Consider the following 18,327-nt stretch of genomic DNA (forward strand, 5'->3'; position numbering starts at 1 on the left):
AAAGCGATAGGGTCAGAGCGCCGCGTCGAGCAGGCGGTAATGCGCGGCGCGCGCGACGGCCTGGAAGCGGTTCTTCGCGCCGAGCTTCCGGCCGGCGCTGTTGAGGTGGAGGGTGACGGTCGGCACCGAGCGGTCGAGCTTTCGCGCGATCTCCTTGGCCGTCAGGCCCTCGGCGCAGAGGCTGAGGCACTGCGCCTCGCGCGGCGACAGGCGCATGTGGCGCGAGCGGCGCGTTTCCCCCGAGAAGCCGGCGCGCGCGATCTCGTGGAAGCTCTGGCCGATCACGCCGACGAGGGGCGCGAGGGCGCCCGCGCGCTCCGAGAAGTCGGTGTCCGGATCGATGCAGATGGCGGTGAAGGTTGCGAGGTCCCCGCCGGGATGGTGGATCGGGACCGTCACGCCGCAGGAGAAGCGCATGTCGCGCATGTAGCCGAGCACGGGATCGTGGCGCCGGCACAGCACGGTCTCCATCACCCGGCTCTGCCGCCCGAGGCCGGACCAGACGAAGGGCGCGGCGGTGGCGAGCGCGGCGTCCTGCACCGGATCGAGCTGATAGAAGCCGGAGCGCCAGAGCTGCATCATGTCGGCCGGCACGCGCCGCGCCTCCAGGATGTTCGGCGTGATCAGAACCCCGTCATGGGTGCGCGGCACGGGCGTGTAGTCGTAGATGACGGCGGTGAAGCCCGCATCCCCGACGAGCCCGAGGGCGGCGTCGAGCGCGGCGTCGAAGCCCATGCCGGGCGTCAGGCGAGTCTGGATATCGGGCAGGTGTGGCATGAGGCTTCGAGGACAGGCGGCATGACGGGGATGCTGGCACCTTCCCGCCTGCCCGTCAATTATGCGCGCCCAGATAACGGGCAGAAGAGCCGGCCGCGCGAGGCTCACCCCTCTTCTTTTCGATAGCTGTCGGCGAACCGGCTCGGTGCTTAAAGCTCGCAGGACCATTCGAGGGAGGCCCTGCCATGTCCGCCGCCGCTGCAACCGCCGCCACGCCGTCCGCGACCGAAGGCTTCGCGCCGCACGGTTCCTACCAGACCTGGTACCGCGTGACGGGGGATCTCGCCTCGCCGCGCCTGCCCCTCGTCGTCGCCCATGGCGGGCCGGGCTGCACGCACGACTACGTCGACAGCTTCAAGGAGCTGGCGGGACACGGCCGGGCGGTGATCCATTACGACCAGATCGGCAACGGCCGCTCGACCCACCTGCCCGACAAGGGCGGCGACTTCTGGACGGTTGACTTCTTCCTGGGCGAGCTCGACAACCTCCTCGCCCATCTCGGGATCCAGGACCGCTACGCGCTTCTCGGCCAGTCCTGGGGCGGCATGCTCGCCGCCGAGCACGCGGTGCGCCGGCGCGCGGGCCTGAAGGCGCTGATCCTCGCCAACTCGCTCGCCTCGATGGAGCTCTGGGTTCGGGGCTGCAACAAGCTGCGCTCGGAACTGCCCGAGGCGGTTCAGGAGGCCCTCGACCGCCACGAGGCGGCGGGCACGACGCAGGACCCGGAATATCTGACGGCCTCCCGCGTCTTCTACGACCGCCACGTCTGCCGGGTGACGCCCTGGCCGGAGGAGGTCGCCCGCACCTTCCTGGCCGTCGAGAGCGACCCGACCGTCTACCACACGATGAACGGTCCGAACGAGTTCCACGTCGTCGGCACCATGCGCGACTGGACGGTGATCGATCGTCTGGACCGGATCGAGGCCCCGACCCTGGTGTTTCGCGGCGCCTATGACGAGGCGACGGCCGAGTGCGTCCAGCCCTTCATCGATCGTATTCCGAAGGTCGAATCCGAGGTCTTCCCGCAGTCCAGCCACATGCCCCACGTCGAGGAGAAGGAGGCCTGCCTGTCGCGCGTCGAAACATTCCTCCGGCTCCATGACTGACCGGACCCGCCCTGCCCGGCATCAGCCGCCGGCGGGCACGGGGACGTGCGCGAAGCTCGCCCGCAGCATCTCAGAACGCCCTCGCGCGGAAAGGCCGGGCACCTGCGGTCCTGATCGCGAATGCGGGACCGCTTGCGAGATGCCGTCGCGGCCGTTCCGATCGCTGGACGGGTGTTAAGCGGCCCGGCAGCTTTCCGGACACGACATCGTGGGAAGCGGACGCTTGGAGACGATGGGGGCAGCTTGGCCGCGGGGTCACTCCTGCGTCCGGGCGAAGACCCCTTCGCCCGGACGGTCGGACCGCGTTTCAGCCTTCGACGGCGCAGCCGAGCTTCTGCAGGGCGGCGTCCACCCAGGCGCGGTCGTTGCGACCGGCCCTGATCGCCTCCATCTGGCGCGTCTCGGCCTCGTGCTTGGCCGAGGCCGCGGCATGGATCGTGGCGACGTGGTCGAAGGGCACGACGAGGAGGCCGTCGCCGTCGCCGCAGACGAGGTCGCCGGGCTCGATCACCATGCCGTCGATGGCGATGGGCACGTTCACCTCGCCGGGACCGTCCTTGTAGGGGCCGCGATGCGTGACGCCGGCGGCGAAGACGGGGAAGGAGCCCTGGGCGATTTCCTCGCTGTCGCGGATCGCGCCGAAGATCACGATGCCCGCGAGGCCGCGCGTCTCGGCATGGGCGACCATCAGCTCGCCGATGATCGCGTTGGTGAGGTCGCCCCCCGCGTCCACCACCACGACGTCGCCGGGCGCGGCGATGTCGAGGGCCTTGTGGACCATGAGGTTGTCGCCCGGCCGCGTCTTCACCGTCACGGCCGGGCCGATCATCCGGCCGCCGCGATGCATGGCGTGGAGCGAGGCGCCGCCCGCCGTCATGCGGGACATCACGTCGCTGAGGTTGGCGACGGGCAGGTCGCGGAACTTCGCGACCCAGGCGGCGTCGACGCGGCGACGAACGGGCAGTACCCGGAAACCGATCATATCCATTCTCCCTTGGGTGATCTTTCGGCGGTGCCGGCCCGCTCAGCCGGCGGCCCGCGGCTCGTTGGCGCAGGCGCGCGCATCGAAGCCGCGGCCTTGGAGCACCCCGATGATCGCGCCGGCACTCCCGACGGCCATGTTGCGCAGGGCCGAGCGGCTGGCGCCGGCGACGTGGGGCGTGGCGAGGACGTTGGGCAGCGACCAGAGCGGATGATCGGCGCGGGGCGGCTCCTCCTCGAAGCTGTCGAGCCCGGCGCCGGCGATGGTGCCCTCCCGTAGCGCCGCGACCAGCGCCGCCTCGTCGACGACGGCGCCGCGCGCCGTGTTCACGAGAAAGGCGTTGCGCTTCATCAGCGCGAGGCGCTCCGCGTTCATCAGGTGGCGCGTCTCGTCCGTCAGCGGGCAGTGGAGGCTGACGACGTCCGCCTGACGCAGCAGCTCGGGCAAGTCGCCCAGAACCGGCGTGCCGTCGGCCGCCGTTCCCGGCGCCGCGACGGGGTCGTAGGCAAGCGGGCGCATGCCGAGGCCCCGGGCAAGGGCGGCCGCGCGTCGGCCGATCTCGCCGAAGCCGACGATGCCGAAGACGGCGTCGCCGAGGTCGCGGCCGACATAGGTCGTCTTCGGCCACGTGCCGCCCTTCACCGCCGCGTCGAGGGGACGGATGTCCTTCATGAGGGCGACGGACAGGGTGATCGCCAGTTCAGCGACCGACTGGGCGTTGGCGGCGAGCGCGCGAAGAACCGGAATGCCGAGGGCGCTGGCGGCGGCGAGGTCGATGTTGTCGACACCGCTGCCGTGCTTGGCGATCACCTTGAGGCGCGGCGAGGCGCCGATCACGCCGGCGTCGATCCTGCCCTGGCGCACCAGGAGCCCGTCGATGGCCTCGGCGCGGGCGAGCGCGGCTAGGTCCGCCGGCGAGGCGTAGCCGTTCGCGTAGACCGCGCGGACGCCGTTGTCGGCCAGAAGCGCGCGCGCCTCCTCCACCAGTTCGGCGCCGGTGACGAGCACGGTGAACGCGCCCGTTTCTCCGCGCCCTTCGTCCTGACAAGCTTCGACCATCCGCACGCGACCTCCTCCCTCGGGTTGACGCGTACCGGATAACAGCTATTGTACTAGCTGAAAAGATGTTGTACTCAGTACAGCGTACATCACCTTGGGAGGTCAACATGCCGGGAAACGCGAATGGGGTCGCCGCGGTGGAGCGCGCGGTCTCGCTTCTGGAGGCATTCACCGAGCGCGACGCGTCGCTGTCGCTCGGCGAGCTTTCGCGCCGCGTCGAGCTCGACAAGGCGACGGTGCTGCGCATCGCGCGCTCGCTGGCGAAATCCAGCATGCTCGTGCGCAACGAGGATGCGAGCTGGCGCCTCGGGCCCAAGCTCATGCGGCTCGGCGCGATCTACCAGTCGACCTTCCAGCCGGCCGCCATCGTCGAGCCGCTGCTGGCGGACCTGAGCGAGCGCACCGGCGAGAGCGCCGCCCTCTACGCCCGCGAGGGCGACAAGCGCGTCTGCCTGTTCCGGCACGATTCCAGCCAATCGATCCGCCATTCGGCGCGGGTCGGCGACACGTTTCCGCTCGACCGGGGCGCCCCCGGCCGCGTGATCCTCGTCTTCGCGGGCGAGCCGGATCCGCAGGCCGAGGAGATCCGCGCCCGCGGCTGGCACTGCACGCACGGCGAGCGCGACCCGCAGGTCGCCAGCCTCGCAGCGCCCGTCTTCCGCGACGGGCGCGACCTGTTCGGCTCGCTCGCCCTCACCGGCCCGCCGAGCCGCTTCACCGAGGAAGCGGTCGCGAGCCACCTGCCCATTCTCCTCGAAGGCGCCGCCAAGCTGTCGGCGGCCATGGGAGCAAGCCCGGAAACCGAATAGCGGCGCGCCGGGGCGCCGCATCCACCCCTGTCTGGGAGGACATGCATGAAGACCTTGATGAAGACGGCGCTGCTCGCCGCCACCATGCTCGCCACCGCCGCGGGCGCCGCCCGCGCCGAATGGCCGAACGACCGTCCGATCCAGATGATCGTCGCCTTCGCCCCCGGCGGCTCGACGGACGTCATGGCCCGCGCCATGGAGCCCTATCTCGAGAAGCGGCTCGGCGCCGACATCGTCATCGAGAACCGCCCCGGCGCGTCCGGCGAGATCGCCTATACCGCGCTCGCCAAGGCCGATCCCGACGGCTACACCTTCTCCTTCATCAACACGCCCGGCTTCCTGTCCATGCAGGTCCAGCGCGAGCTCGGCTACGATCCGCAGGACATCAAGCCGATCGCGCGCATCGTCGACGATCCCTCGGCGGTCGTGGTGCCGGCGGGCTCCGAGATCCAGACGCTGAAGGACTTCGTCGAGGCGGCCAAGGCCGCTCCGGGCTCGGTCTCCTTCGGCACCTCGGGCGTCGGCACCGACGACCACCTCGCGATCATCCTTCTCGGCGCGCAGGCCGGCGCGACGTTCACCCACATCCCCTTCAGCGGCGCGGGCGAGACGCGGACTGCGATCCTCGGCTCGCAGATCACCGCCGGCGGCCTCAACGTCAGCGAGTTCGGCGGCAACGACACCTCGGGCCTCAGGATGGTCGCCCATTTCGGCCGCGAGCGCTCGGCGCAGCTTCCCGACGTGCCGACCGCGGCCGAGCAGGGCTACGAGGTCTTCATGACCTCCGAGCGCGGCATCGCCGCTCCGCGCGCGACGCCGGACGACATCTCCGCGAAGTTCGCCGACGCCGTGAAGGCGACGCTCGACGATCCCGAGTTTCAGAAGCAGGCCGAGCAGCTCGCCTTGCCGCTCGCCTACCTGCCGGGCGCCGAGTGGGAGGCGCAGATGCCCGCCCGCCTCGAGGAGTTCCGCAAGATCTGGGCGGCGACGCCCTGGGTGCAGTGATGCGCGCGGCGGGAGCGACGGGAAAGCGCGACCGTCCCGACATTCTCGCCGGCGGCCTCATGGTCGGCATCGGCGCGCTCGGCCTTTGGGCCGGGCGCAGCCTGGCCTTCGGCACGCCCGCGATGATGGGTCCCGGCTTCCTGCCGGGGGTGATGTGCGGCCTCCTGATCCTGATCGGCGGCTTCGTCCTCCTCAAGGGCATCGCCAAGCCGGCCGAGGGGCTCGGCCTCCTCAACATGAAGCCGCTCGCGATCCTCGTCGTCGCCATCGCCGGTTTCGCCTTCGCCTCCGAAACGCTCGGCTTCGTGGTGGCGACCGTCTGGCTCCTCGTCATCGGCAGCCTCGCCGACCAGGAGTCGCGATGGAAGGAGATCGCCATCTCGACGGCGCTCCTCACGGTCGCCGGCGCGCTGGTCTTCATCGAGGGCCTCGGCGTCCAGATGCCGATCTGGCCGTTCTGACAGCCCTCTTCCGCCACCGACCGGATTCGAACCCATGCAGTTCCTCGACCTCCTCATGCTGGGGTTCTCGGAGGCGTTCACGCCGACGAACCTTCTCTTCTGCTTCATCGGCGCGCTTCTCGGCACCCTGATCGGCGTCCTGCCGGGCATCGGCCCGACGGCGACGGTGGCGATCCTCCTGCCGATCACCTTCTTTCTGCCGCCGCTCGCCGCGCTCATCATGCTGTCGGGCATCTTCTACGGCGCGCAGTACGGCGGCTCGACGACGGCGATCCTCGTCAACCTGCCCGGCGAGGCCTCGGCGGTGGTCACCGCCATCGACGGCTACCAGATGGCGCGGAAAGGCCGGGCGGGGGCCGCCCTCGCCGTCGCCGCGCTCGGCTCCTTCTTCGCCGGCACGGTCGCGACGATCGCGCTCGCCGTCGCGGGGCCGACGCTCTCCTCCTTCGCCCTGTCCTTCGGGCCGGCGGAATACGTCGCGCTCTGCATCTTCGGCCTGCTCGCCGCGACGATCCTCGCCCACGGCTCGGTGATCAAGGCGATCGGCATGGTCTGCCTCGGCCTCCTCCTCGGCATGGTCGGCATCGACGTCAATTCCGGCTCGACGCGCCTGACCTTCGGCTCGACCGAGCTCTACGACGGCATCGAGTTCGTGGTGATCGCCGTCGGCCTCTTCGGCGTCGCCGAGATCGCGGTGAACCTCGAATCCAAGGAGCAGCGCGGCATCCTCCAGAGCACCATCGGCCGGCTCTGGCCGACCAAACAGGAGTTCAAGGAGAGCTGGGCGGCCGTCCTGCGCGGCACCGGCGTCGGCACCATCCTCGGCGTCCTGCCGGGCGGCGGGGCGACGCTCTCGGCCTTCTCCGCCTATTCGGTGGAGAAGAAGATCTCGCGCACGCCCGAGAAGTTCGGCCACGGGGCGATCGCCGGCGTCGCCGGTCCCGAGGCGGCGAACAATGCGGGCGCCCAGTCCTCGTTCATCCCGCTCCTCACCCTCGGCATTCCGTCGAACTCGATCATGGCCATGATGCTCGGCGCCATGACCATCCACGGCATCACGCCGGGGCCGGGCGTCATCCAGAACCAGCCCGAGCTCTTCTGGGGCCTCGTCGCCTCGATGTGGCTCGGCAACGCGATGCTGCTCGTCATCAACCTGCCGCTGATCGGCCTCTGGGTCCGGCTCCTGAAGGTGCCCTACCGGCTGATGTATCCGGCGATCCTGATGTTCTGCTGCATCGGGGTTTATTCCGTCAGCAATCGCGGCTTCGACGTGGCCCTGGTGATCCTGTTCGGCGTCCTCGGCTACGTCCTGCGGAAAGCCAAGTGCGAGCCCGGCCCGCTGCTTCTGGGCTTCGTGCTCGGGCCCCTCCTGGAAACGAACCTGCGCCGCGCGCTCCTCCTCTCGCAGGGCGACCCCCTGGTCTTCGTCGAGCGTCCGATCAGCGGCATCCTCCTCGCCGTGACCGCGGTCATGCTCCTGATGCTGGTGCTGCCCTCGATCCGGAAGAGCCGGAAGGTCGCCTTCGAGGAAAGCGAGAACTGATCCGGCGGGGCGGGCGCGCCGCCCGCTTCGAACGACGCGGCCTGCGGGGGGTGCCCGATGCCCGCAGGCCGCCGCATGCGAGACGGGACGCTTCGGCGCCCGGAACGATGAAGGAGCATGAGGAATGACGACGAGCACGCCTGGCGGGCCGAGCACCTTCGTCGAGACGCGCCGGGAGGTCCTTCCGCGAGCCGGGAAGCGGTTGCCCGGGCGCTTGCGGGATGTGCTGTGCCTCGAGGACTTTGAGCCGCATGCCCGACGGATGCTGCCGCGGCCCTTGTTCGGCTACATCGCGGGCGCCAGCGAGACGGGCGCTTCGCTGCGGGAGAACGCCACCTCGTTCAAGCGACACGCCTTTCGCCCGCGCGTCCTCACGAACGTGTCGAAGCGCAGCCAGCGCACGCGCCTCCTCGGCCGCGACTACGACGCCCCCTTCGGCATCGCGCCGATGGGGATCAGCGCGCTCATGGCCTATCGCGGCGACCTCGTTCTCGCCGAGGCGGCCGAGGCCGCGGGCATCCCGATGATCATGAGCGGCTCCTCCCTGATCCCCCTGGAGGAGGTCGCGGCGGCCGCACCCTCGGCCTGGTTCCAGGCCTATCTTCCCGGCGAGCCCGACCGCATCGACGCGCTCGTCGACCGGGTGGCCGTCGCTGGCTTCGAAACGCTCGTCCTCACCGTCGACACGGCGACGCTCGCCAACCGCGAGAACAACGTGCGGGCCGGCTTCTCGACGCCGCTGCGCCCGAGCCTCGCGCTCGCCTGGCAGGGCGTCTCGCACCCCCGCTGGACGGCCCTCACCTTCCTGCGAACGATCGCGCGCCACGGCGTTCCGCACTTCGAGAATTCCTATGCCACGCGCGGCGCGCCGATCCTCGCCCGCTCGGTGATGCGCGATTTCGGGAAGCGCGACCATCTCGACTGGCGCCATCTCGAGCAGATCCGCCGACGCTGGCCGGGCAAGCTGGTCGTGAAGGGCATCATCAGCGCCGAGGACGCCGTCGCCGCCGTCGAGCGGGGCGTCGACGGCATCGTCGTGTCGAACCATGGCGGGCGCCAGCTCGACGGCACGATGGCGCCTCTCGACGCGCTTCCCGCCGTCGCCGATGCCGTCTCCGGACACGCAGCCGTCATGATCGACGGCGGCGTGCGGCGCGGCAGCGACGTCCTGAAGGCCCTCGCCCTCGGCGCCGACTTCGTCTTCGTCGGCCGCCCCTTCCTTTACGCCGCCGCCGCCTTCGGCCGAGCCGGGGCGGACCGCGCCGGGGCCATCCTCAAGGAGGAGATCCACCGAAACATGGCGCTCCTCGGCATCAACAGCGTCGGCGAACTGGACGCGACCGCGCTCACGCGCAGCCGGCTGCCGCGGTGAGGCCGAAGCGCAGCGTACCGGCGTCGCTGCGCTTTCCAAGCGGCCTGACCGCCGATGCCGGGCTTCAGAGGATCGTCGTGCCCGCTCATCTTCGGAGTCGGAGCCTGAAGGCGCGTTGCATCCGCCGGGGCGGAGCCGCCGCTCAGGATCGTTCCGGGCGGTGTCTCCTGACATGGTCCACGAAGGCGCGCAGTCTCGAGGGCATGTTCCGGCGGCTCGGATAGTAAAGGAAGAAGCCGGGAAAGGGCGGGCAGTAGGCATCGAGCACGGAGACGAGAGCACCGCTTTCGAGGTCGGGCCGGAAGGTGTCCTCCATGCCGAAGGTGATGCCCGCCCCGGCCCGCGCCAGCTTCACCATCAGATGCATGTCGTTCGTCGTGACCTCCGGCTCGACCGCCACCGCGAAGTCGCGGCCATCGTCCGTGAACTCCCATCGATAGGGCGCGGCGCGAGGCGCCGGCCGCCAGCCGATGCAGCGGTGCGACGCCAGATCGCGCGGATGGGACGGCGCGCCCGCGCGCGCCAGATAGGACGGCGCGCAGACGGCAGCCTGGCGCTGGTCGGCCGAGACGGGCACGGCGATCATGTCCTGCTCGATCACCTCGCCGAGCCGCACGCCGGCATCGAAGCCGTGGGCCACGATGTCGAACTCCTCGTCCGTCACGAGCACGTCGAGCTGCACGTCGGGGCAGGCCAGGCAGAACTCGGCGAGAAGCGTGCCGGACAGGATGCTCTCGGCGATCGACGACACGGCCAGCCGCAGCTGCCCTCGCACCTCGGCCCGATGGGCGCGGGCGCCGTCCAGCGCCGCCCGCATCTCGGCGATGGCCGGCGCGATCTACTCGCGCAGCCGTGCCCCCTCCTCGGTGAGGCTCATGCTGCGGGTCGTGCGCCGCACGAGCGTCACGCCGAGCTCCTCCTCCAGGCGCCGCAAGGTCTGGCTGACCGCCGAGCGCGTCACGCCCAGGCGGTCGGCGGCGCCGCGAAAGCTCGTCTCCTCGGCCACGACGGCGAACACGGCGAGGGCGTTGAGATCGGCGCGCATCGGTTAGTTCTGCTTTCCAGCCTGTCAAGCATGAGGCGTCTTCCGACGACAATGGCGCAGGTCTACATCCACGGCAACCGCTGCGGAGCGTCATCGATCGCTCCCGCGACGGGCCAGCGAACAACCAGACCACCAAGGAGACTTCCCATGGCACTCGACAAGGTCGTTCTCATCACCGGCGCGTCCTCTGGCATCGGCGTGGGCATCGCCCGCGAGCTCGCCGCGGCCGGCGCCACCCTCATGCTCGGCGCCCGTCGCACCGACCGGCTCGACGCCCTGGCCGACGAACTCCGCCAGAACGGCGCCGCCGTCGCCACGCGCAGGCTCGACGTCACCGACCGCGCCGACGTGTCCGCCTTCGCGAACGCCGCGCGCGAGGCCTTCGGGCGCGTCGACGCGATCGTCAACAATGCCGGCGTCATGCCCCTGTCCCCCATGGCCTCGCTCAAGGTGGACGAGTGGGACCAGATGATCGACGTCAACGTGAAGGGCGTTCTCTACGGCATCGCCGCCGTTCTGCCGGAGATGACGGCGCGCGGCTCCGGCCACGTCGTCAACATCGCCTCGATCGGCGCGCTCGCCGTCTCCCCGACGGCCGCCGTCTACTGCGCGACGAAGTTCGCGGTGCGGGCGATCTCGGACGGATTGCGCCAGGAGCGGCAGGACATCCGCGTCACCTGCATCCATCCGGGCGTGGTGGAAAGCGAGCTGGCCTCCACCATCACCGACCGGCAGGCGGCCGAGCTGATGGAAACTTATCGCTCGATCGCCCTCAAGCCGGACGCGATCGGCCGGGCCGTCCGGTTCGCGCTGGAGCAGCCCGAGGACGTCGACGTCAACGAGATCGTCGTGCGCCCGCTTCGGTCGGCCCATTGATGCGCCGGCTCGCCCTCATCGGCCTCGCTCTCGCGGCGGCCTCGATCGACCCGTCGACGGCGGAGGAGACCACCATGTCCGCAACGGACCATCCCTATGTCGGCCTTTGGGTGACCGACGACGGCCATGTGCGCCACGCGCTCCTGCCGAACGGGCGCTACGACGAGGCGCGGGGCACGCGCGAGAGCGCTTATCGCGGGCGCTACGAGGTGACCGGGACCCACATCGAATACTGGGACGATACCGGCTTCACCGCCGACGGCGACTTCGTCGACGCGAACACCCTCCACCACGGCGGCATGGTTCTGCGCCGACGGCCCTGACAGTCGCGTGCCTCCCGCCGGACCGGTTTGGCAGACCCGCGCCACGGATCCGCCGCTCCGGCTCGGCGGGCGGCACGCGGCCATCGGCCCCGACTTGCAACAGGTGCTTCGCGCCTATCGCCAACCCTTTGCCGAGGCGACGCCGAAGCGCATCGCGGGCGGAAGCTGGAAGATGAAGTAGGGGTTGAGCATCGGCACGGCGCTGATCTGGTCGAGGCGTCGTTCCTGATCCTCCGTCAAGGTGATGTCGAGCGAGGCGATGTTCTGGGCGATCTGCTCGGCACGGCTCGCACCGATCAGCACGGAGGAAACCCCGCGACGCGTGACAGTCCAAGCCAGCGCGACCTCGGCCATCGAGCGACCGATCTCGCCGGCAACGGCTCGAAGCGTGTCCACCACGTCGAAGTTGCGCGCCGTGAACAGCATGCCGCCGAACGGGTTGTCGCCCTTCAGTCGTTCGCGACCCTGCTCCGCCTCGCCTTGGCTCGGCGCTCCCTTGTCGGGGAGGCTCGATGAGCGGCCGGCCTCGCTCAGCATCTCGCGCCCGTACTTGCCGGTCAGCATGCCGCCGCCGAGCGGGCTCCAGGGCATCAAGCCGAGGCCGAACTCGTGCCCGACGGGCAGGATGTCGAGCTCCACGCCGCGATCAAGCAGCGAGTACTGGTACTGAAGCCCGATCGGAACGGGCAGGCCATGGGCCTCGGCCAAGGTTGCGATCTTGGCGACGTACCAGCCCGGCGCGTTCGAGAAGCCGTAATACAGGATCTTGCCGGCCTTGACGGCACCGGCCAGCGTCTGAAGAACCTCCTCCGCGGGCGTGATGCGGTCCCAGACATGAACCCAGTACAGGTCGATGTAGTCGGTGCCGAGACGGCGCAGCGACCCGTCGAGGCCGGCGCGGATGGCCTTCGCGCCGTTGCCGCCACTGTGCGGATTGCCGTCCTGACTGCGGGCGAACCCGGCCTTGGTGGCGATCACCGTGCGGTCGCGCGCGCCCGTCTCGCGGACGAACGCACCGACCATCTCCTCGCTGCGCCCGCCCGCGTAGATATCGGCCGTATCGATGAAGTTGCCGCCGGCCTCGACATAGGCGTCGAACACGGCGCGTGATTGTTCGCGTCCCGAACCCCAACGCTCGGCGCCGAATGTCATCGTTCCCAAGGCCAGCGGGCTGACGAGAAGACCTGAGCGGCCAAGCGTGCGGTAATGTGTCAGATCCATCGATCGGCTCCGTGCGAGTTGTGCTCGCTCGAAGAGATAGATGGCGTCGCCCGTCGTGATTAGCGGTTGCTGCCCGCATGATCTTGTGAGCAGCATGCAGGAATGCAGCGAACCGAACTCAACGATCTCATGGCGTTCGAGGCGATTGCTCGCGAGCGCAGCTTCACCCGCGCGGCGGCTCGCCTCGGCATGTCGGCGTCAGCGCTCAGTCATGCCATGCGCGGGCTCGAAGCTCGCTTGGGCGTGCGCCTGCTCGCGCGAACGACGCGCAGCGTTTCGCCGACGGAAGCGGGCGAGCACCTGCTGCGCTCTCTGACGCCGGCTCTTGCCGAGATCGAGAACGGTCTGACGAGCCTTGCCGACTGGCGCGAGATGCCGTCCGGCACGGTGAGGCTGACCACCTTCTCCTATGCCGCCGAGACCATCCTGCGCCCGAAGCTTCCGGCCTTCCTGCTCGCCAATCCAAACGTCAACGTCGAGATCGACGTCAACGACGCGCTGACCGATATCGTCGAGGCCGGCTTCGATGCCGGCATCCGCTTCAACGAAACGGTTCCGAAGGACATGATCGCCGTCAAGGTCGGTCCCGACCTTCGCACGGCCGTCGTCGGCACGCCGGACTATTTCAAGCGCCATCCGATCCCCGAGACACCGGACGACCTGCGCCGGCACGTTTGCATCAACTACCGCCTGCGGACGAGCGGCGGACTTCTGCCATGGGAGTTCGAGTCCGGGAGACGCGACATCAATGTCCGCCCCAGCGGTCAGCTGATCACCAATGACGGCCCTCTCGTGGCGGCGGCCGTGCGCGCCGGCGCAGGCCTCGGCTACATGATGGAGCACGAGGTCGCCGATGATGTCGCCGCGGGCCGCCTCGTCCAGGCCTTGACCGATTACTGCCCCGTCTTCCCGGGATGCCGGCTCTATCATTCGAGCCGCCGGCAGATGCCGCCGGCCTTGCGGGCCTTGGTCGACGCCCTGCGCCACACCGAAGCCTGAGCGTCCCTTGAAGGGTCGCGCGTCGTCGGGCATCCCCAGCCATCCTCGCTATCACCGAACGGCGGCGTCCATCACATGACCAAGCGCGCGATCGTCGTGATCGGCGGCAAGACCGTTCCGGCCGCCGGTGTGCACACAGCCGACATGGCGGGGCTCGGCCGGGCTTGCGGCAAGGCCATGTCGGCTCGGGGCCGTCGGTCGGCCGCTCCTCCGCGCCATCTCAGGCGCCGCCCCTTCCCTTTCCGTCGATCAAGACCGCCTGCTGCCACCGGCCTGGCGCTTTGTCCGTCCGGTGGATGCAGCCCGCCCAGCAGCAAGGCCGCCGTTTTCCCTCCGAGAGTTCTTCGAGGGTCCGCCGGATGCGGCGCTCACGCGTCGCCGGCTGCTTCGCATCCTCAACCCAGCAGATGAATTCGTTCCGGCCGAGCGGCGTCAGGCGCTGCCAGAGCGCATAGACCACCGGATCCGATCGCAGCGCGACCTGAAGATCGTCCTGCGCTTCGTGGACGGTTCCATGCGGGAATGCTGCCTCCACGGGAGCCTCCGATCACCCCGGCCCGACAGTCGATCGTCTCGGTCCGGCTTCGATCAACAGGCTCGGAGACTGCTCGCAAAATGGCGGCATGTCGATGACCGCTCGATCAACGCGTCCGGCGTCACGAAGGAGCCGTCGGCACCTTGCGCCGAGACGAGGGGCCCGCCTCGCCTCGTCGGCTGGGTCGAAGAACGCGGCGGCGCTTGCCGCGAGCCGCGCGGTACTGGCACCATTCCTTCCGGCGGCAGCGACCTGGCCCTGAAATGCGGGCCGGAATGGCTCCGGCGCGGCGACGGAGAATGCGATGGTGTTGATTCTTCTGTTCCCGATGGCCGTTCTCGGCGCCGCGGTGCTGCTTCTCCTGTCGCGGCACCGGACGGGGACGTGGAAGGCCGCCCGCGGCGGCCCGCTCCTGCTGCTTCTGACGCTTCTCGCCAGCTACGCCCTGGCCTTCGCCGCCTTGAACGCGGATCCCTATTACGAGGACAACGGGGCGGCGGAGTTCATCGAGTTTCGGTATCGCTGGACCTGGGCGGCGGTGATCGGCGGCCTCGTCTCCATGTTCAGCGTGCCCGGCGTCTTCGCCCTGCGTGCCCTCTGGCTCTGGTGGCGGTGCCGGAACGCGCGGGGTACGGACGGACCGCCCCGGGAGCGCGCCTGAAGCGGCGTCGGACCCGACGCGCCGAGCATCGGGGGAACGTGCGGCATCCTCGATCGCCCCGACCGCCCGGGATGAGGTCGCGGCTCATCGCGGTCCGAGGATGCTCGCAAGGATGCCGGCCGCCAGGCAGAGCGGGAGGCAGAGGACGGCGCGAAACCCGGCCCAGGCGAAAACCTGCAGGGCAAGGCCGGCAAAGGACGCCGTCGCCAGCGCCATGATCAGGGCGAGCGACTGGTCGAGACCGTCGATGCCGATGCCGGCCAGGATCGCCGCCGCGAGCACCGCGGTCGCGAGACCGCCGCTCCAGAGCGCGGATCGGTAGACGCGTGCGAACTCGCCGCGCTCGCGGCCCCGTCCCCAGCGGCGGCGCGCCCGGCCGCGCCAAAGGGCGGCCGAGCGGCGCCATCGGGCCCGCGCCGGCCGACCGAACAAGCGCAGGGCGGCCGCCAGCGCGAACACGGCGCCGAAGAACAGCATCGAGCCCGCCTCCGGCAGCCACGTTCGATCGAGCCCCTGCCCGGACCCGCTCGCGAACACCACACCGACCCACCAGCCGGCGAGGGCCAGCGGCGCGCCGGCAAGCAGCAGGAGGGCTTCGCGAAGGGGGCGCGATCGGGCGGCGCGCCGCTCCTCGATCATCCGCCTGCGCTCCTCCCCCTCGGCTCCATCGAACCAAGGTTCGCGCCAGGCGGAGGGCCAGCCGTCGAAGTCCCGCGCCAGCCATATCGCCTCCCCTTCCAGGACGAACAGGGCGTAGGTCGGCGGGTCGGGCCAGCCGCTCCAGGTCCGTTCCATGACGATCCAGCGCCGCTCCCCCCAGTCGGCGAGCGCCACGGCGTCGTCGGCGAAGCGACCGAAGGTCGGATGGGCGCAGATCGAACGGCGCTCCTGCGGCGTCGGGGAGCGCCAGGGAACGGGAAGACGCCGGACCTGGCGGAATCGACGGGCCCAGCGCAGGTCGTCGCACAGGCTCTGTCCCAACCCATCCTCGCCTCCCATCTACGTCCCGCAGTCCACCGACGCCATCAGGTCCCAGGCCTCGCTCAGGTCCGGCTCGCCGCCGTCTTCGGCCTGGCCGCGCCATTCGAACCGAAGGATCCCCGTCGCTGTCGCCCGCTCCGCCCGCAGGGTGATCTCGTCGCCTCCCGAGCCGCCGCTCTCGCGGGCGAGAGCGTAGCGCACGATGTCGGCGCCGACGCGGCGCCGCTGCCCGAGACCGGGCGTCGCCTCGCCGGGCGGATGAAGCGAGACCGTCATCTCGCGGACCGCGCGCTGCGTCCGCCAGCCCAGGGGACGGAGCCGGAAGCCGCTTGCCGTCCGCTCCGTCTCGTAGCCGGCGAGATCGGCGGGCGGGCAACCGCTGCCGGTGCCGGTGCCGGTGCCGGTGGTGATCCGCAGGGTCGTATCCGGGAACACGAACTCCACGAAGCTTCCGTCCTCGCTCCAGCGGATCACCCGGTGCGCGGAGCGCGAGCCGAAGAAGGGGCCGGGGACGGGAGTGCCGATCAACGCGTGCCGCACGCCCGGCCCCTCGAGCCGGTATTCGAACCAGCGGCGGGGCGTGCCGGTCAGGAAGGAGCGCTCCGACCAGTCGGTGACCGAGGTGGTGAAGCGCCCGTCGGGCGAGGCGCGCGTCTCGCCGGTGCCGACCGGCATGACCTCGAGGTAGCGCCACGCGCCGCCCGCCGCGAGGCCGACAACGAGAAGGCAGAGGAGCGCGACGCTTCGCCGGCTTATCAAGACGCGCCCTCCGGATCCTGTCTGCGATCGCCGGTGCTCTACTCCTCCGCCGAGATGGCGCGCGTGTAGAGCACCGGCCAGTCGCTCGCGGACACGCCGCGGCACTCGCCCATGCTGGACAGGCCGACGAGCTGGAAGGTCTCGCCGTCGAAGCTCCAACTGCTCGTCGAGCCGCAATCGCCGATCCCCCAGCCCTTGGAAAAGTCGATCAGGGTGAGGCCGTGCTCGTCGAGCCCGGCATTCACCAGCCCGGCAAAGGCGTCGGAGCCCGGTTGGCCAGGGATCCGGAAGTCGAGAGGCCGCACGCCCGTCGCGTCGGACAGCCAGTAGTCGACGCCGAAATTATAGGCGCCGGAAAAGCTGCAGGAGCCGAAGATGCGCGTCCCGTTCGACGCCTCGTAGGCTTCCGGTTCGATGCCGTCGGGACACTCGTCGCTCGGCGCGGGAATGCCTTGCGGCAGCGGAGGAGCGGGGTCGAGCGCCACCAGCTTGAGCGCGCGCGCCGGTGCGGATGCCGCGGGCTTGGCAACCGCGTCGGCGGGCGCGGCGCCCTTCGCCACGATCGCCGTGACGCCCCCGGCGCGGCCCTGCTCGGCATCCATGTAGCGCAGCGCGGCGCTCATGCCGCGCAGCGAAACCGGCGCCGTCTCCCCCTTCGTCCCATCGCCGACGCGAAGCGCATCGCCCGTCAGGAGCGCGTCGAGGAACGGGCCGACATCCGCCGCACCGATGGGCGCGGCGAGATAGCTGTCCGAAGCTCTCGCGTTTAGGTGCTCGACGGCGAGCGTCGCGTCCGTGCCGGCGAGTTCGAGATCGAGGACGGCCTCGGCCGTGTCCACCTGCGGCAGGAAAACGACGGACACCTGCGGGCGCGCCTCGGGGCCGGCCTGACGATGCACTTTGATGTAGGCGATCGCGGCCGCGCCGTCGGCGGTCGTGCCGATCGCCGTGCAGGCCCGCAGGTTGTCGCAGCCCACGATCCAGTCGTTGAAGCTGCGGGACTGGCCGACGTCCGGCCGCGACGGGGCGTTCTCGGCGACGACCGGCTGCAGCGCCGGCACGGCGAGGAGAAGCGCGGCGGGGATCATGCGCATGGGGATGCCTCTCGGCTATAGCATCGATGCGGGCGACTTTTGTTCCTATATGCTGTGTTCCGCACCATTGTCGCCATGAGGAGGCCAGATGCCAAAAAAGCCGAACTACAACTTCGAGCGTCAGGAACGCGACAAGGCCAAGGCCGCGAAGAAGGACGCCAAGGCCGAGGCCAAGGCCGCCAAGAAGGACAGGGACGCGCCTGCCGACAAAGCGGATGACGCGAATTAGGTGTTTGGGCTATCTCGCTGCTGAGGCAGCTGCCGCCAGGTCACTGGCGGCACCTTCGAGGCCCGTTGACTGCTATCATGAGGACCAGTTTTGAAGCACAGGAACGACGATTTCGCCGAGCGGCGCGAGGTTGCGAAGAACGCCAAGGCGGCGCTGTTGGAGAAGGCGAAGGCTCGTCAGAGTGATCCCGCGCTTGAGGCTCGCCGCAGCGAGCGTGCCGCCGTGGCGGCCGCCCGGACGGAGCGCGAGGCCGCCAAGCGCGCGGAGGCGGAGGCCAGGAAGGCGGAGCGACAGGCTGCCCTTCTTGCTCAGAAGGCCGCCGATGACGAGGCCGCGGAGAATGCGAAGAAGTCCGCGACGGACAAGCTGATCGCACAGGCCGTCGAGGACGAGGCCGCGCGCAAGGCGAAGCGCGACGAACGCTATGCCGCACGGCAGGCACGAAAGCGGTAACGCTCCGAACGACCATCTCGCCTCGTCTCCTTCCGTC

Annotated in this window: 20 protein-coding genes and 1 pseudogene; 12 read left to right on the forward strand and 9 right to left on the reverse strand. The window is 70.0% G+C overall.

The window, feature by feature from the left end; genetic code table 11:
- Window positions 1-12: 12 nt before the first annotated feature.
- On the reverse strand, window positions 13-777 hold the full coding sequence (locus tag FZN60_RS06725) for a helix-turn-helix transcriptional regulator (protein WP_158872383.1): 765 nt from the start codon (window positions 775-777) through the stop codon (window positions 13-15).
- Window positions 778-962: 185 nt separating this feature from the next.
- On the opposite strand from FZN60_RS06725, the gene FZN60_RS06730 reads away from it, so the two are divergent.
- Complete coding sequence (locus FZN60_RS06730; RefSeq protein WP_158872385.1) at window positions 963-1,883, forward strand: proline iminopeptidase-family hydrolase; 921 nt, start codon at window positions 963-965, stop codon at window positions 1,881-1,883.
- A 307-nt stretch (window positions 1,884-2,190) separates the two neighbouring features.
- Here the strand turns inward: FZN60_RS06730 and FZN60_RS06735 are convergent, their stop codons facing one another.
- Window positions 2,191-2,865: an RraA family protein gene (locus FZN60_RS06735; RefSeq protein ID WP_158872387.1), complete on the reverse strand. Its 675-nt coding sequence runs from the start codon at window positions 2,863-2,865 to the stop codon at window positions 2,191-2,193.
- Window positions 2,866-2,907: 42 nt separating this feature from the next.
- Window positions 2,908-3,924, reverse strand: coding sequence for a hydroxyacid dehydrogenase (locus tag FZN60_RS06740; RefSeq protein ID WP_158872389.1), 1,017 nt, complete (start codon window positions 3,922-3,924; stop codon window positions 2,908-2,910).
- Window positions 3,925-4,031: 107 nt separating this feature from the next.
- Between FZN60_RS06740 and FZN60_RS06745 the strand changes: the two genes are divergently transcribed.
- The 5 genes from FZN60_RS06745 to FZN60_RS06765 all read left to right on the forward strand — a co-directional run bounded on the left by FZN60_RS06745 (window position 4,032) and on the right by FZN60_RS06765 (window position 9,114).
- The gene (locus FZN60_RS06745) at window positions 4,032-4,733 is read left to right on the forward strand and encodes an IclR family transcriptional regulator (RefSeq protein ID WP_158872391.1); all 702 of its coding nucleotides are present in this window, start codon (window positions 4,032-4,034) and stop codon (window positions 4,731-4,733) included.
- A gap of 45 nt (window positions 4,734-4,778) precedes the next feature.
- Complete coding sequence (locus FZN60_RS06750) at window positions 4,779-5,738, forward strand: tripartite tricarboxylate transporter substrate binding protein (protein WP_158872393.1); 960 nt, start codon at window positions 4,779-4,781, stop codon at window positions 5,736-5,738.
- Entirely contained in the window at window positions 5,738-6,199 is a 462-nt protein-coding gene (locus FZN60_RS06755; RefSeq protein WP_158872395.1) for a tripartite tricarboxylate transporter TctB family protein, read from the forward strand. Before FZN60_RS06750 ends, FZN60_RS06755 begins: the two co-directional genes overlap by 1 nt.
- Window positions 6,200-6,233: 34 nt before the next feature.
- A complete protein-coding gene (locus FZN60_RS06760) occupies window positions 6,234-7,742 on the forward strand; it encodes a tripartite tricarboxylate transporter permease (RefSeq protein WP_158872397.1) in 1,509 nt (502 codons plus the stop codon).
- Between the two features lie 262 nt (window positions 7,743-8,004).
- On the forward strand, window positions 8,005-9,114 hold the full coding sequence (locus FZN60_RS06765) for an alpha-hydroxy acid oxidase (protein ID WP_246726628.1): 1,110 nt from the start codon (window positions 8,005-8,007) through the stop codon (window positions 9,112-9,114).
- A gap of 142 nt (window positions 9,115-9,256) precedes the next feature.
- On the opposite strand, the pseudogene FZN60_RS06770 reads toward FZN60_RS06765, so the two are convergent.
- A pseudogene (locus tag FZN60_RS06770) lies at window positions 9,257-10,159 on the reverse strand (LysR family transcriptional regulator).
- 147 nt (window positions 10,160-10,306) lie between these two features.
- Here FZN60_RS06770 and FZN60_RS06775 point away from each other — a divergent pair.
- Both FZN60_RS06775 and FZN60_RS06780 read left to right on the forward strand, forming a co-directional pair.
- Window positions 10,307-11,035: an SDR family oxidoreductase gene (locus FZN60_RS06775; protein ID WP_158872401.1), complete on the forward strand. Its 729-nt coding sequence runs from the start codon at window positions 10,307-10,309 to the stop codon at window positions 11,033-11,035.
- Window positions 11,035-11,358, forward strand: a complete 324-nt coding sequence (locus tag FZN60_RS06780) for an Atu4866 domain-containing protein (protein WP_158872403.1) — start codon at window positions 11,035-11,037, stop codon at window positions 11,356-11,358. Before FZN60_RS06775 ends, FZN60_RS06780 begins: the two co-directional genes overlap by 1 nt.
- A 114-nt stretch (window positions 11,359-11,472) precedes the next feature.
- Here FZN60_RS06780 and FZN60_RS06785 read toward each other — a convergent pair whose 3' ends face one another.
- On the reverse strand, window positions 11,473-12,579 hold the full coding sequence (locus tag FZN60_RS06785; RefSeq protein ID WP_158872405.1) for an aldo/keto reductase: 1,107 nt from the start codon (window positions 12,577-12,579) through the stop codon (window positions 11,473-11,475).
- Between the two features lie 102 nt (window positions 12,580-12,681).
- Here FZN60_RS06785 and FZN60_RS06790 point away from each other — a divergent pair, with 102 nt between their 5' ends.
- Entirely contained in the window at window positions 12,682-13,578 is an 897-nt protein-coding gene (locus FZN60_RS06790) for a LysR family transcriptional regulator (RefSeq protein ID WP_158872407.1), read from the forward strand.
- A 220-nt stretch (window positions 13,579-13,798) separates the two neighbouring features.
- Here the strand turns inward: FZN60_RS06790 and FZN60_RS06795 are convergent, their stop codons facing one another.
- Window positions 13,799-14,113: a YdeI/OmpD-associated family protein gene (locus tag FZN60_RS06795; RefSeq protein WP_158872409.1), complete on the reverse strand. Its 315-nt coding sequence runs from the start codon at window positions 14,111-14,113 to the stop codon at window positions 13,799-13,801.
- Between the two features lie 304 nt (window positions 14,114-14,417).
- Here FZN60_RS06795 and FZN60_RS06800 point away from each other — a divergent pair, with 304 nt between their 5' ends.
- Entirely contained in the window at window positions 14,418-14,774 is a 357-nt protein-coding gene (locus FZN60_RS06800) for a hypothetical protein (RefSeq protein ID WP_158872411.1), read from the forward strand.
- 84 nt (window positions 14,775-14,858) lie between these two features.
- On the opposite strand, the gene FZN60_RS28595 is transcribed toward FZN60_RS06800, so the two are convergent.
- Genes FZN60_RS28595 through FZN60_RS06815 form a run of 3 tightly spaced genes read right to left on the reverse strand, consistent with a single transcriptional unit; the run spans window position 14,859 to window position 17,608 of the window.
- Window positions 14,859-15,755, reverse strand: a complete 897-nt coding sequence (locus FZN60_RS28595; protein WP_199266502.1) for a hypothetical protein — start codon at window positions 15,753-15,755, stop codon at window positions 14,859-14,861.
- An 18-nt stretch (window positions 15,756-15,773) separates the two neighbouring features.
- Window positions 15,774-16,514 carry a Tsi3 family protein gene (locus FZN60_RS28745; protein WP_246726623.1) on the reverse strand — a complete coding sequence of 247 codons (741 nt, stop codon included), beginning with the start codon at window positions 16,512-16,514 and terminating at the stop codon, window positions 15,774-15,776.
- A gap of 38 nt (window positions 16,515-16,552) precedes the next feature.
- Complete coding sequence (locus FZN60_RS06815; RefSeq protein ID WP_158872413.1) at window positions 16,553-17,608, reverse strand: DUF1176 domain-containing protein; 1,056 nt, start codon at window positions 17,606-17,608, stop codon at window positions 16,553-16,555.
- Window positions 17,609-17,696: 88 nt separating this feature from the next.
- Between FZN60_RS06815 and FZN60_RS28600 the strand changes: the two genes are divergently transcribed.
- Window positions 17,697-17,837, forward strand: a complete 141-nt coding sequence (locus tag FZN60_RS28600; protein ID WP_199266503.1) for a hypothetical protein — start codon at window positions 17,697-17,699, stop codon at window positions 17,835-17,837.
- A 90-nt stretch (window positions 17,838-17,927) separates the two neighbouring features.
- Window positions 17,928-18,290, forward strand: coding sequence for a DUF6481 family protein (locus FZN60_RS06820; protein WP_158872415.1), 363 nt, complete (start codon window positions 17,928-17,930; stop codon window positions 18,288-18,290).
- The last annotated feature ends 37 nt before the right edge of the window (window positions 18,291-18,327 follow it).

The sequence above is a fragment of the Antarcticirhabdus aurantiaca genome, from assembly GCF_009765365.1.
Lineage (GTDB): Bacteria > Pseudomonadota > Alphaproteobacteria > Rhizobiales > Rhizobiaceae > Antarcticirhabdus > Antarcticirhabdus aurantiaca.